The following is a 13,652-nucleotide window of genomic DNA, read 5'->3' on the forward strand; positions in this document are numbered from 1 at the left end:
AAGGAGAGGAAAAAGCCGATGAAGCGGCTGTGAAACGGCGGCCATGGGCGCGCGGAAAAGGGGCGTGACGGCAGGATAAAAGGCTGTCGCCTTGCGCGTCGATGGCTTTACCGGCTGATACGCGGCGTGAAGCCGGTGAAGGCCAAGCCACGAGATGAAACGGGCTTTTCATGCAATATGCGATCTTTATCGCAAAATGAAATGTTTCTTCTGTAATGTGATTTTATGAAAAATATATTTGTTTATAATCGCTTCACGTTTCAGGTTGTCGACTTCGTGAGCAGCGGGCATCGCCTGCTCAAGATAATAGCTGCCGCCGCGTAACACAAACACGGGATTGTCGGCTCGGCGCGAGCCCTTTCCGGGGCGGCCCTCAATCTAAAGGGTGAGTAAATGGGCAAGATCAGGCTAACCATGGCGCAGGCGCTCGTCAGATTTCTCGATAACCAGTATCTGCTGGCCGACGGGGTGGAAACCAAATTCGTCGCGGGCATTTTCGCGATTTTCGGCCACGGCAACGTGCTGGGGCTGGGGCAAGCGCTGGAGCAGGATAGCGGTGAACTGCGGGTGCATCAGGGCCGCAACGAACAGGGCATGGCCCACGCGGCGATCGGCTTCGCCAAGCAGAAACTGCGCCGGCAGATCTACGCCTGCACCTCATCGGTCGGCCCCGGCGCCGCCAATATGATCACCGCCGCGGCCACCGCCACTGCCAACCGCATTCCTTTATTGCTGCTGCCGGGCGACGTTTACGCTTCCCGCCAGCCGGACCCGGTGTTGCAGCAAATCGAACAGCCTTACGATCTCAGCATCAGCACCAACGACGCGTTCCGTGCGGTGAGCAAGTATTGGGACCGCATCGTGCGGCCGGAACAGCTGATGAGCGCCTGCATCAACGCGATGCGCGTACTGACCGATCCGGCGGAAACCGGCGCGGTAACGCTGTGTCTGCCGCAGGACGTGCAGGGGGAAGCCTACGACTATCCCGACTATTTCTTCCAAAAGCGGGTGCACCGGCTCGATCGCCGCCCGGCGACCGACGGCATGTTGGCGGATGCGCTGGCGCTGCTGACGGCCAAACGCAAACCCTTGCTGGTGTGCGGCGGCGGCGTGAAGTACTCGCAGGCCGGGCGGGCGCTGCGCGAATTCGCCGAGCGCTTCGGCATTCCGTTCGCCGAGACCCAGGCCGGCAAAGGCACGGTGCCGAGCGACCATGAATTCAACCTCGGCGGCATCGGCGAAACCGGCTGCCTGGCGGCCAACACGCTGGCCCGGCAGGCCGATCTGGTGATTGGCGTCGGCACCCGTTACACCGATTTCACCACCTCGTCCAAATGGCTGTTCCAACACCCGGACGTCAGCTTCCTCAATATCAACGTCAGCGCCTTCGACGCCGGCAAGCTCGACGGCGTGCAGGTGTTGGCGGACGCCCGCGAGGCCCTGAACGCGCTGGGCGCGCTGCTGGCACAGGCCGATTATCGCGCCGGCTGGGGCGATGCCATCGCCGCGGCGCGCGGTGCCCAGCGCGAAGAGAGCGAGCGTGTTTACTCGGTGGAATACAGCGGTACAGGCTTTGTGCCGGAGATAGACGATCACCTCGACCGCGAGCGGGTGTTCGCCGAATTTATCGCCCAGACCGACTCGGCTCTGACCCAGAGCCGGGTGCTGGGAGTGCTGAACCGCGAACTGCCGCCGGACAGCGTGATCGTCGCCGCCGCCGGCAGCCTGCCGGGCGATCTGCAGCGGGTCTGGCACAACCACGGCGAGCATGGTTACCACGTGGAATACGGCTACTCCTGCATGGGGTACGAGGTCAACGCCGCATTGGGGGTCAAGCTGGCCGAGCCGCAGCGCGAGGTGTACGCGATGGTGGGCGATGGCGCCTTCATGATGCTGCATTCCGAACTGGTCACTTCGATTCAGGAAGGCTGCAAGATCAACGTGGTGCTGTTCGACAACATGACCAACGGTTGCATCAACAATCTGCAGATGGAACACGGCATGGACAGCTATACCACCGAGTTCCGCTTCCGCAATCCACAGGGCGGCAAGCTCGACGGCAAACTGGTGCCGGTCGATTTCGCCATGCTGGCGGCAGCTTACGGTTGTAAAACCTATCGCGTCACCACCGAACAGCAGCTGCTCGACGCGCTGGCCGACGCCCGCAGGCAAACCGTATCCACGCTGCTGGATATCAAGGTGCTGCCGAAGACCATGGTGCACAAGTATCTCAGCTGGTGGCGCGTGGGCGGCGCTCAGGTGGCCGACAGCGAGAAAATCGTCGCAGTGGCGCGCAAGCTGCAGGAAAACATCGATAAGGCGCGCGATTACTGATTCGTTTTCATACATAAATCTCGAGGGTAGCGAAAATGACATTGAACATTGGGGTTATCGGCACCGGCGCCATCGGCCGCGATCATATCCGTCGCTGCAGCAAAGTGTTGCAGGGCGCTCGCGTGGTGGCGGTCAACGACATCAATCGCGACAACGCCGCCAAGGTGGTGAGCGATCTGCAGCTGGATGCGCGGGTGTATGACAACGGACACGATCTCATTAAGGCCGCCGACGTACAGGCGGTGCTGGTCACCTCCTGGGGGCCGAGTCATGAAGAGTTCGTGTTGGCGGCCATCGCCGCCGGCAAACCGGTGTTCTGCGAGAAGCCGCTGGCGGTGACCGCGCAGGGCTGCAAAAACATTGTCGACGCCGAAGCGAAGCACGGCAAGCGGCTGGTGCAGGTCGGCTTCATGCGCCCCTATGACCAGGGCTATCGCGCGCTGAAACAGGTGCTGACCAGCGGCCAGATCGGCGAGCCGCTGATGCTGCACTGCGCGCACCGCAACCCGACGGTCGGCGAGGCCTACACCACCGATATGGCGATCACCGACACCCTGATCCACGAAATCGACGTGCTGCGCTGGCTGCTTGACGACGACTACGTGTCGGTGCAGGTGGTGTTCCCGCGCAAGAGCCCGAAGGCGTTTCCGCACCTGAAAGATCCGCAGATTGTGCTGTTTGAAACCGCCAAGGGTACGCGCATCGACGTCGAAATCTTCGTCAACTGCCAGTACGGCTACGACATTCAGTGTGAAGTGGTGGGGGAAACCGGCATCGCCAAGCTGCCGGAACCGTCCTCGGTGCAGATGCGCAGCGGCGCCCGCCTGTCGACCGAAATTCTGACCGACTGGAAGGATCGCTTTATCGATGCCTATGACGTCGAACTGCAGGGTTTCATCAACGACGTGGCCGCGGGCAAGTTGACCGGGCCTTCCGCCTGGGACGGCTACGCCGCCGCGGTGACCGCCGATGCCTGCGTGGCGGCTCAGCTCAGCGGCGAGATCGTGCCGGTGACCCTGCCGGCGCGCCCGGCGTTTTACGGTAAATAACCGCTCGCAGCGCGTAACCACGATTGCAGAGGAGTGACCATGAAGATCGCTTTTGATGTCGACGTTATCCGGGATTTGGGCGTGACCAAAATGGTTCAGCAGGTGGCGGACTGGGGCTATAAGTACATTGAGCAGTCGCCGCACCCGCAGATCAACCCGTTTTACAAACATCCGAAGGCCAGCCGCGAAATCATGGCGGAGTATAAAAACGCCTTGAAAGCGACCGGCGTGGAGATCTCCTCATTTATCGTGGTGTATCGCTGGTCCGGGCCGGGGGAAGATCGCCGCCAGGCGGCGGTCAAAAACTGGCGGCGGATGATCGAAATCGCGGTGGAGATGGGCGTGCAGGTGATCAACACCGAACTGGCGGGCAACCCCAATGAGCCGGAGATCTGCGAGGAGCTGTGGTATCGCTCGATGGAGGAGCTATTGCCGATCGTCGAGCGCGAGGGTATCCGTATGGAGATCCAGTCGCACCCGTGGGATTTCTGCGAGCTGAGCAACGAAACCGCCGATCTGGTGAAGTCGCTGCGCAGCGACCACGTCAAATACCTCTACAGCGTGCCGCACACCTTCTACTACGACAAAGGGCAGGGTGACGTGGCCGGCATGCTGCAGTACGCCGGGGACGATCTGTCCCACGTGCTGATCGCCGACACCATGAACCACACCAAGCATTGCCGTTATATCGTCAACCCGCCGGGCGTTGACGCCGCTGTGCACCAGCACGTCGGCATCGGCGAAGGCGAGGTGAATTTCGACGCCCTGTTCCAGACGCTGCGCGAGATGGAATTTGCCAACCGCAGCTTCAAGGCCGGCGGCGAATCGATCATCTGCACCTCGCTGTTCGGCTACCCGGAAAAGATGCCGAGCCAGGCGGTGGCGACCAGAGAACGTATCGAGAGAGAGCTGTTGGGCAAATAATCTTATTCGGCTCGCCGGCGGCGTGTGCACCGGCGGCCCTCCAAGGACCGAGGCAGACCATGAATAAAGACAACGTGAAATTGGCCATTGCGCCGATCGGCTGGACCAACGACGACATGCCCGATCTGGGCAAGGAAAACACCTTTCAGCAGTGCGTCAGCGAAATGGCGCTGGCCGGTTTCACCGGCAGTGAAGTGGGCAGCAAATACCCGCGCGATCCGGCGGTGCTGAAACCGATGCTGGATATTCGCGGCATCCAGATCTGCAACGCCTGGTTCAGCACCTTTTTCGCCGACGGTCAGAAAGACAAAACCATCGATGAATTTATCAACCACATGAATTTTCTGCATGCCATGGGCGCCAGGGTGATCGGCTGTTCCGAGCAGAGCAAGAGCATTCAGGGCACCACCAAAGGGGTGTTCGAAGAGAAGCCTTACTTCAGCGATGAAGAGTGGCAGCGCGTGGCCGACGGTTACAACGAGTTGGCGAAGATCGCCGCTGGCAAAGGCATGCAGGTCTGTCTGCACCACCATATGGGCACCGGCATTCAGACCACGGCCGAAATCGACCGTTACATGAGCATGGTCAACGACGACGTCTACCTGCTGTTCGATACCGGCCACGCCTACTATTCGGAAGGCAGCCAGCAGGCGATGATGGCGATCCTGGAGAAGTATCTGCCGCGCATCAACCATGTCCATCTGAAGGACGTGCGCGATGAGGTGGTAGCGGAAGTGAAGGCCAACAAGCTGAGCTTCCTAGACGGCGTGAAGAAGGGCACCTTCACCGTGCCGGGTGATGGAGTGATCGACTTCAGACCGGTGTTCAAGCTGCTGGACGAGCGCGGTTACAAGGGATGGATGGTGGTGGAGGCCGAGCAGGATCCGGCGCTGGCCAACCCATTCGAGTATGCGGTGAAGGCACGCCGCTATATTCGGGAAACCGCCGGGATTTAAGCGGTGAGGGTCAATAACGATTAAGGGGCGCCGCTGGCGCCCCTTGTTTTATGGCGGCGTGTTAACCGCCGAGCGTTTGCCAGGTTACGACCTGGCTGCCCGGCCACGGCGTGGCGGCATGCACGCCACGGGCGATCGCCCGAGCCAGCGTGTCCGCCGCCAGCGCGCCGATTTGCAGCACCGCCAGTTCACGGCTGCCCTGTACCTCGCGCTGCCCGGTGGACAGGGCGAACACCACGTCGCCGTCAAACGGGCTATGCAGCGGGCGGATGGCGCGCGCCATGCCGTCTTGCGCCATGATGGCCACCCGTTTCAACTCCACTCTCGTCAGCGCCAGATCGGTGGCGATGCAGGCCAGAGTGGTGTTTTTTCTGCCGCCCTGCGGCTCTTGCGCCATCCAGTCTTCGCCCTGAGCGCGCAGTTGCGCCAGTGCCGCCGCACCGCCGTTGCCGAATTCACCGTCGATCTCATAGGGTGTCGCCCAGAAGGCGCGGGTGCCGGGCGCTACCACCGAGCCCAGACTGTTGACCGCGACCAGCGCGCCGACGGTAGCGCCGTTGGCGGTGACGATCGACGCCGAGCCGAGGCCGCCTTTCAGCTTGCCCATGCCGGTCATGGCGCCATAGCCGGCACCGACGGTGCCCAGCGGAAAGTCCAATCCGGCCTTGCCGACCGCATCGATGCCCAACTGGCGATACGGCGGCGTGAGCTGCCAGTTTTTGTCGCCGCCGTTGGCCAGATCGTACAGGCAGGCGGTGGGCACGATAGGGGAGACCGGCACGCCAGGCGCCGGGCGCAGCGCGTAGCCCCGGCCCTGTTGCCCCAACCAGGCCGCGACGCCGTCCGCCGCCGCCAGGCCGTAAACCGAACCGCCGCTGAATGTCAGCGCATCGACGGTTTGCACCAGATTGTCTTCACCCAGCGCGTCGGTTTCCCGGGTGGCGGGGCCACCGCCGCGCACATCCACGGCGGCGATCGCCGGGCTATCCGGCAGGATCACCGTCGCGCCGGTGCGTACCCGGCTGTCTTGCGCCACGCCGACCTTCAGGCCCGGTACATCGGTAATCAGGTTGCGGGCGCCTGGGCGCCCGGCGGCGGAAGTTGGCATAGCGGCACCTAATGGGGTGAGAGGAGAGAATATGCCGGCGGCAGCGGTCAGGCCGGCCAGCGCCTGTAAAAAGGTTCGGCGGTTGATATTCAGGGGCCGCCGCAGCGGCCCCTGCCAGTGGATGAGATCACGCATCGCCGCGCGGCTGCCCGGTGCGAAAACGCGCCATATGGTAGGCGTCGACCAGTACGCCGTCGCGCATGGCATAGGCGCGGCTGGTGCCCTCTATCTCGAAACCGAATTTGCGGTACAGCCCGATGGCCGCCGGGTTGTCGGTGAACACCGTGAGTTCGATGCGCTCGATGGCCGCCCAGTTGTCGCACAGGTCGATCATCGCCTGCATCAGACGGCTGCCGACGCCTTTGCCGTGGTAGCGCGGATCGACGCCGATGCCGAAGGTGGCTACGTGGCGGCGGCGCACGCGCTGATTCAGCATCACCACCAACTGGCCGGCAAGCTGCCCGTCAATGATGGCCGCCAGGTTATGTGTGCCCGGTTCGGGATTGGCGAGGCGTTTCTGCCAGGACTCGACGGACGGTAGCGGGAGCTGCAGCGTATCGCGATAGACGGGCGTCTGAGAATAAAGATGATGCAGGGCTTGTGCATCGGTTGTTTCCACGTGGCGTATCACGATCTCGCTCATGTCGCTGCTCCTGTCGCTTACCGGTTGAATAACCTCTGAATTTATCCGTTTACTGCCTTGAGTCAATATTATTTCAATGGGTCAAAAAAAACGCTTTACAGGTGCGAATGATAATGATTATTATTGCGATGCGTTCCGGGGAGGGCATCAACCCTTGATACTCTCACTGCGAAGGCACGACATTGCTCACATTGCTTCCAGTGTTTACTTAGCCAGCTCGGGTGCTGGCTTTTTTTTTGCCCTTTTTTCAGCCGCTTCCGCCTTCAACAAATCCGCTGCCCTTCCGCTGTTTCATTCCATCGAAATTTTTGAACAGAGGCATGAGTTTTTTACGCTTTCTTATTCTGCTGGCAGGACTAGACTGTAAAAAAACATTGAGGAGAGTTGAATATGATTTATGTACGTAAAGCGGAAGACCGCGGCCACGCCAATCATGGCTGGCTGGATAGCTGGCACACCTTCTCATTTGCCGACTACTACGATCCGAACTTTATGGGGTTCTCGGCGCTGCGGGTGATCAACGAAGACATGATCGACGCAGGGCAGGGTTTCGGTACTCACCCGCATAAAGACATGGAAATCCTGACCTACGTGCTGAGCGGCACGGTGGAACATCAGGACAGCATGGGTAATAAGGAGCAGATCCAGGCTGGCGAATTCCAGATCATGAGTGCGGGCACCGGGGTGCGTCACTCAGAGTACAACGCCAACCAGGATCGCCCGCTGCATCTGTACCAGATTTGGATCATTCCGGATCAGGTCGGGCTGGAGCCGCGCTACGAGCAGCGCATGTTCGACGCGCCGCAAGGTCGTCAGCTGGTGCTGTCGCCGGATGCGCGCGACGGTTCGCTGAAGGTGTTCCAGGATATGACGCTGTCGCGTTGGGCGCTGAATAAAGGCGAACAGGCGGAATACGCGATCGACGCCGGCCGCCGCATTTGGATCCAGGTGGTGCGCGGCAAGGTCTCGGTCAACGGCCAGGCCGCCGGCATCAGCGATGCATTTGCGGTTTGGGATGAATCAACGCTGTCGATTCAGGCCGACGAAGAGAGCGAAATCCTGCTGTTCGATCTGCCGCCGGTGTGATTTAGCGGTAAATATCAAGGGCTCACGATGTGAGCCCTTGAGGTTAATGACACGTCTGACGATGTTGCCTGACTTGACGCCGGCAGCATATAAAAACAAGGAAAATCAATTTATTGATTTTCGGCTAATTATCACAAAGGGGGAAAAACCACGCTTTTTCCCCCTTTGTCAGCGTATGAAGGGCTCACGATGTGAGCCCTTTTTGCGTTGGCAGTCGCATAACCGACAATATCGGCCCGCCGTTTTTTTTGCTAAAATGGCTGCCCATTCACGGTTAGTCAGTTCATTGATAATGAAGAAAAAACGGCCGGTACTCCAGGATGTGGCGGACAAGGTGGGCGTGACCAAGATGACGGTGAGCCGTTATCTGCGCAATCCCGACCAGGTTTCCGCTGCCCTGCAGCAAAAAATCGCCGTCGCGCTGGATGAGCTGGGTTACATCCCCAACCGCGCGCCGGACATTCTCTCCAACGCCACCAGCCGGGCGATTGGCGTGCTGTTGCCGTCGCTGACCAACCAGGTGTTCGCCGAAGTGCTGCGCGGCATCGAAAGCGTGACCGACGCGCACAACTACCAGACCATGCTGGCGCACTACGGCTATCTGCCGGAGCGCGAAGAAGAGCGTCTGACCTCGCTGCTTTCTTACAATATCGACGGCCTGATCCTGTCCGAGCGCCATCACACGGCGCGCACCCTGAAAATGATCGAGGTGGCGGGCATTCCGGTGGTGGAGCTGATGGACTGCGTTTCGCCGTGCATCGATCTGGCGGTGGGCTTCAACAACTTCGAAGCGGCGCGCCAGATGACCCAGCAGATCATCGCGCACGGCCACCGCCACGTGGTCTATTTCGGCGCCCGTCAGGATGAGCGTACGATCATCAAACAGCAGGGGTATGAGCAGGCGATGCGTGAATCCGGCCTGGAGCCGTACAGCATCATGACCGCCCGCTCTTCTTCCTATTCCGCCGGCGGCGAGCTGCTGCGCCAGGCGCAGCGCGACTACCCGCAGATCGACAGTATCTTCTGCACCAACGATGACCTGGCGATCGGCGCGGCCTTCGAGTGCCAGCGGCAGGGGCTGTCGATCCCGCAGGACATGGCGATTGCCGGTTTCCACGGCCATGACATCGGCCAGGTGATGGTGCCGAAGCTGGCCAGCGTGCTGACGCCGCGCGAACGCATGGGCCAGATCGGCGCCGAGCGTCTGCTGGCCCGGCTGCGCGGCGAAACGGTGTGCCCGCGCATGGTGGACGTCGGTTTCACCGTGATCCCCGGCGGCAGCATCTGAGCCATTTTAACGCTCTGTTTTAACTCTCTTTCTTTTTGCAGCGCGCTCTAAGGCGCGCTGGTTATCCCGCCTGTAAGCCCGCTGCTCGTTGCCGGCATAAGTTTGATCTCTGTCCCAGAACGCGAATTTTAGCCGTTTACCCGGTTCCGAGGATTATGTTGTTACCGGTATCATGATACCGGTAACAATGAGCGTGCGGTCACCTTGCTGCAAGACTGAACCTCTGACTTAACAACACCTACAGCTCTTCTTAAACACCGGGAAAGAGCCTAAAAATAAAACAACCGCACGCTTTACGCCTATCGTAAAGAGAGTCGCGATAAAAGGTTGGAGAAAAATTATGCCATTAGTGATTGTTGCAGGCGGCGTAGCGCTGCTGCTGCTGCTGATGATCCGCTTCAAGCTGAACGGCTTTATCTCTCTGGTTCTGGTTGCTCTGGCGGTCGGGATTGCACAGGGTATGCCGGTCGATAAGGTCATCGGTTCCATCAAGGCCGGTGTGGGCGGCACGCTGGGCAGCCTGGCGCTGATCATGGGCTTCGGCGCCATGCTCGGCAAGCTGCTGGCGGACTGCGGCGGCGCGCAGCGCATCGCCACCACGCTGATCGACAAGTTCGGCAGAAAACACATTCAATGGGCGGTGGTGCTGACCGGTTTCACCGTCGGCTTCGCGCTGTTCTACGAAGTGGGCTTCGTGCTGTTGCTGCCGCTGGTATTCACCATCGCCGCCTCTGCACGCATTCCGCTGCTGTACGTCGGCGTGCCGATGGCCGCCGCGCTGTCGGTGACCCACGGTTTCCTGCCGCCGCACCCGGGCCCGACGGCCATCGCCACCATCTTCCATGCCGACATGGGTAAAACCCTGCTGTACGGCACGCTGCTGGCGATCCCGACGGTTATTCTGGCCGGCCCGGTCTATGCCCGCTTCCTGAAAGGCATCGACAAACCGGTACCGGAAGGCCTGTACAACCCGAAAACCTTTACCGATGCGGAGATGCCGAGCTTTGGCGTCAGCGTCGCCACGTCGCTGGTGCCGGTGATCCTGATGGCGCTGCGCGCGGTCGCTGAAATGGTGCTGCCGAAGGGCCATAGCCTGCTGCGCTTCGCCGAGTTCTTCGGCGACCCGGTGATGGCGACCCTGATCGCCGTACTGATCGCCATCTTCACCTTTGGCCTGAACCGTGGTCGCACCATGGATGAAGTGATGGGCACCATCACCGACTCGATTAAAATCATCGCCATGATGCTGTTGATCATCGGCGGCGGCGGCGCCTTCAAACAGGTGCTGGTGGACAGCGGCGTCGAACAGTACATCGCCGGCCTGATGGAAGGCAGCAACGTTTCGCCGATTCTGATGGCCTGGTCGATCGCCGCTGCGCTGCGTCTGGCATTGGGTTCCGCCACCGTGGCGGCGATCACCGCCGGTGGCATCGTGGCGCCGCTTATCGCCACTACCGGCGTCAGCCCTGAGCTGATGGTGATTGCGGTCGGTTCCGGCAGCGTCATCTTCTCGCACGTTAACGATCCGGGCTTCTGGCTGTTCAAGGAGTATTTCAATCTGAGCATCATGGAAACCATCAAATCCTGGTCGGTGCTGGAAACCATCATCTCGGTGTGCGGCCTGGTGGGCTGCCTGCTGCTGGCGACGGTTGTATAATCTTTATCCGGCGCCCTGCGGGGCGTCGGCGTTTATCAGTTGGGACGCGTTTGGCGCGCTCGCGCCAGTTCCCATAAGGGCATGATTATGAGTAATCCGCAGCATCACGTATTTGTTTTGATGGGCGTTTCCGGCAGCGGCAAGTCCGCCGTGGCCAGCGCCGTCGCTCACGAGGCCAACGCCGCCATGCTGGATGGCGACTATCTGCACCCGCGCGCCAACATCATCAAAATGTCCTCCGGGCATGCGTTGGACGACAACGATCGCGCACCGTGGCTGGCGGCCCTGAACGACGCCATCTTCGCCATGCAGCGCACCAACGACGTATCGCTGCTGGTGTGCTCGGCGCTGAAGAAAAGCTATCGCGATCGCCTGCGCGACGGCAATCTCAACCTGCATTTCCTGTATCTGAAAGGCGATCAGTCGGTGATTGAGGAACGTCTGAAGCAACGCAAGGGCCATTTCTTCAAGCCGCAGATGTTGATTTCCCAGTTCGCCACGCTGGAAGAGCCGGGCGAGCAGGAGCCGGATGTGCAAGCGATCGACATCAACCAGCCGCTGGACGGCGTGGTCGCCGATACGCTCGCCTATATTCGCCGCGTTACCGCCCGCTAAGCGCGGGCCGTTGTCGGCGCCGCCTGGCGCCTACAGCTTCATGTAAGCCCGCACGCCATCCAGGAACATCTGGGTCGACAGCATCACCAGAATCAGCCCCATCAACCGCTCCAGCGCGCTGACGCCCTTGCTGCCCAGCAGGCGCAGGAACAGGTTCGACATCAGCAAAATAGCCGCGGAGAGGCCCCAGGCGATCAACAGCGCCGCCACCAGATGCGGCAGCTGATGTGGATACTGGTGCGACAGCAGCATCAGCGCCGCCAGAATCGATGGCCCGGCCACCAGTGGGATCGCCAGCGGCACCAGGAACGGCTCCTCGCCGGCGGACAGCCCGGAGCTGTTCCCCTCCTGCGAAGGGAAAATCATCTTGATGGCGATCAGAAACAGGATGATGCCGCCGGAAATGGAGACGGTTTCGGTGCGCAGGTTGAGGAACGCCAGAATTTTCTCGCCGGCGAACAGGAAGATCAGCATCAGCAACAGGGCGATCAGCAGCTCGCGGATCAGCACCACCCGGCGGCGGCGCGGCTCCAGGTGCTTGAGCACCGACATGAAAATCGGCAGATTGCCCAGCGGATCCATAATTAAAAACAGCAATACCGTAGCGGAAATCATCTCTGTCATGGTGACCTCGTGATCGGGAAAACGCCTCGGCCTTTTCGGCCGCGTCCTTGCCTATAAGAAGGATTGCTGAGAAATCCTCAGCCATCGAATAAATTCACTTTGCGCCCGCGCCGACATTTTGTAAGGTGAGGAGATATTGCACACAACTCGTTATCACCTAATAAGCCCTTATCCGGGCGGGACACAGATATTATGAAAAACGTTGGTTTCATCGGTTGGCGCGGAATGGTTGGCTCGGTTCTCATGCAACGCATGACGGAAGAGCGCGATTTCGACGCCATTCGCCCGGTCTTTTTCTCCACCTCGCAGCACGGTTCCGCCGCGCCGGCCTTCGGCGGCCAGCAGGGCACGCTGCAGGATGCGTATGACGTCGACGCGCTGAGCGCGCTCGATATCATTATTACCTGTCAGGGCGGCGATTATACCAACGAAGTTTATCCTAAGCTGCGCGCCAGCGGTTGGCAGGGTTACTGGATCGACGCGGCCTCTTCGCTGCGCATGCAGGACGATGCCATCATTATCCTGGATCCGGTCAACCACGCGGTGATTCAGCAGGGCCTGGACAAAGGCATCAAAACCTTCGTCGGCGGCAACTGCACCGTCAGCCTGATGCTGATGTCGCTCGGCGGCCTGTTCGCCAACGATCTGGTGGAGTGGGCGTCGGTCGCCACCTACCAGGCGGCCTCCGGTGGCGGCGCGCGCCACATGCGCGAACTGCTGACACAAATGGGCATGCTGCACGCCGACGTGGCGAAAGAGCTGCAGGATCCGGCCTCCGCGATTCTGGATATCGAACGCAAGGTGACCGAGGCCACCCGCAGCGGCAAACTGCCGACCGATAATTTCGGCGTGCCGTTGGCCGGCAGCCTGATCCCGTGGATCGACAAGCAGCTCGACAACGGCCAAAGCCGCGAAGAGTGGAAAGGCCAGGCGGAAACCAACAAAATTCTGAACACCGGCAGTGTGATCCCGGTCGATGGCCTGTGCGTGCGCGTTGGCGCGCTGCGCTGCCACAGCCAGGCGTTCACCCTGAAGTTGAAAAAGGACGTGTCGCTGCCGGAAATCGAGCAGATGCTGGCGACGCACAACGATTGGGTGCGCGTGATCCCGAACGATCGCGAGCTGACCATGCGCGAACTGACGCCTGCGGCGGTCACCGGCACGCTGAATACGCCGGTCGGTCGTCTGCGCAAGCTGAATATGGGGCCGGAGTACCTGTCGGCGTTCACCGTGGGCGACCAGCTGCTGTGGGGCGCGGCTGAGCCGCTGCGTCGCATGCTGCGCATCCTGCTGTAAACCTGCACTTCCCGGGGGCTGACCGCGTTCGGCCCCCTAAAGCCTCATTTTCCGCTTTTTTGTTCGCCACGC

Annotated in this window: 12 protein-coding genes; 9 read left to right on the forward strand and 3 right to left on the reverse strand. The window is 60.7% G+C overall.

The window, feature by feature from the left end; all coding sequences use genetic code 11:
* Nucleotides 1-393 precede the first annotated feature (393 nt).
* Genes iolD through iolE form a run of 4 tightly spaced genes read left to right on the forward strand, consistent with a single transcriptional unit; the run spans nucleotide 394 to nucleotide 5,263 of the window.
* Nucleotides 394-2,334: a 3D-(3,5/4)-trihydroxycyclohexane-1,2-dione acylhydrolase (decyclizing) gene (gene iolD / locus AC6BYQ_RS18620; protein WP_025159892.1), complete on the forward strand. Its 1,941-nt coding sequence runs from the start codon at nucleotides 394-396 to the stop codon at nucleotides 2,332-2,334.
* Between the two features lie 35 nt (nucleotides 2,335-2,369).
* On the forward strand, nucleotides 2,370-3,383 hold the full coding sequence (gene iolG, locus AC6BYQ_RS18625; RefSeq protein ID WP_004930848.1) for a bifunctional inositol 2-dehydrogenase/D-chiro-inositol 1-dehydrogenase: 1,014 nt from the start codon (nucleotides 2,370-2,372) through the stop codon (nucleotides 3,381-3,383).
* 39 nt (nucleotides 3,384-3,422) lie between these two features.
* A complete protein-coding gene (locus tag AC6BYQ_RS18630; protein WP_019455195.1) occupies nucleotides 3,423-4,307 on the forward strand; it encodes a sugar phosphate isomerase/epimerase family protein in 885 nt (294 codons plus the stop codon).
* A 59-nt stretch (nucleotides 4,308-4,366) separates the two neighbouring features.
* A complete protein-coding gene (gene iolE / locus AC6BYQ_RS18635; protein ID WP_019455194.1) occupies nucleotides 4,367-5,263 on the forward strand; it encodes a myo-inosose-2 dehydratase in 897 nt (298 codons plus the stop codon).
* 61 nt (nucleotides 5,264-5,324) lie between these two features.
* Here iolE and AC6BYQ_RS18640 read toward each other — a convergent pair whose 3' ends face one another.
* On the reverse strand, nucleotides 5,325-6,506 hold the full coding sequence (locus tag AC6BYQ_RS18640) for a P1 family peptidase (protein ID WP_019455193.1): 1,182 nt from the start codon (nucleotides 6,504-6,506) through the stop codon (nucleotides 5,325-5,327).
* Nucleotides 6,499-7,014 (reverse strand): GNAT family N-acetyltransferase, encoded by a 516-nt coding sequence (locus tag AC6BYQ_RS18645; RefSeq protein WP_154747649.1) that lies wholly within the window; start codon nucleotides 7,012-7,014, stop codon nucleotides 6,499-6,501. Before AC6BYQ_RS18645 ends, AC6BYQ_RS18640 begins: the two co-directional genes overlap by 8 nt.
* A gap of 390 nt (nucleotides 7,015-7,404) precedes the next feature.
* On the opposite strand from AC6BYQ_RS18645, the gene AC6BYQ_RS18650 reads away from it, so the two are divergent.
* The 4 genes from AC6BYQ_RS18650 (at nucleotide 7,405) to gntK (ending at nucleotide 11,660) form a co-directional block, all read left to right on the forward strand.
* Nucleotides 7,405-8,100, forward strand: coding sequence for a pirin family protein (locus AC6BYQ_RS18650; RefSeq protein WP_019455191.1), 696 nt, complete (start codon nucleotides 7,405-7,407; stop codon nucleotides 8,098-8,100).
* A gap of 292 nt (nucleotides 8,101-8,392) precedes the next feature.
* Nucleotides 8,393-9,388, forward strand: a complete 996-nt coding sequence (gene gntR / locus AC6BYQ_RS18655) for a gluconate operon transcriptional repressor GntR (protein WP_019455190.1) — start codon at nucleotides 8,393-8,395, stop codon at nucleotides 9,386-9,388.
* A 340-nt stretch (nucleotides 9,389-9,728) separates the two neighbouring features.
* The gene (gene gntT / locus AC6BYQ_RS18660) at nucleotides 9,729-11,045 is read left to right on the forward strand and encodes a gluconate transporter (RefSeq protein ID WP_016930400.1); all 1,317 of its coding nucleotides are present in this window, start codon (nucleotides 9,729-9,731) and stop codon (nucleotides 11,043-11,045) included.
* Nucleotides 11,046-11,132: 87 nt separating this feature from the next.
* Nucleotides 11,133-11,660, forward strand: coding sequence for a gluconokinase (gene gntK, locus AC6BYQ_RS18665; RefSeq protein WP_025159893.1), 528 nt, complete (start codon nucleotides 11,133-11,135; stop codon nucleotides 11,658-11,660).
* Between the two features lie 30 nt (nucleotides 11,661-11,690).
* On the opposite strand, the gene AC6BYQ_RS18670 is transcribed toward gntK, so the two are convergent.
* A complete protein-coding gene (locus AC6BYQ_RS18670) occupies nucleotides 11,691-12,284 on the reverse strand; it encodes a YhgN family NAAT transporter (RefSeq protein WP_025159894.1) in 594 nt (197 codons plus the stop codon).
* Between the two features lie 192 nt (nucleotides 12,285-12,476).
* Between AC6BYQ_RS18670 and asd the strand changes: the two genes are divergently transcribed.
* Nucleotides 12,477-13,580 carry an aspartate-semialdehyde dehydrogenase gene (asd, locus tag AC6BYQ_RS18675; protein WP_063918383.1) on the forward strand — a complete coding sequence of 368 codons (1,104 nt, stop codon included), beginning with the start codon at nucleotides 12,477-12,479 and terminating at the stop codon, nucleotides 13,578-13,580.
* The last annotated feature ends 72 nt before the right edge of the window (nucleotides 13,581-13,652 follow it).

Source organism: Serratia sp. LTN-2 (assembly GCF_059740205.1).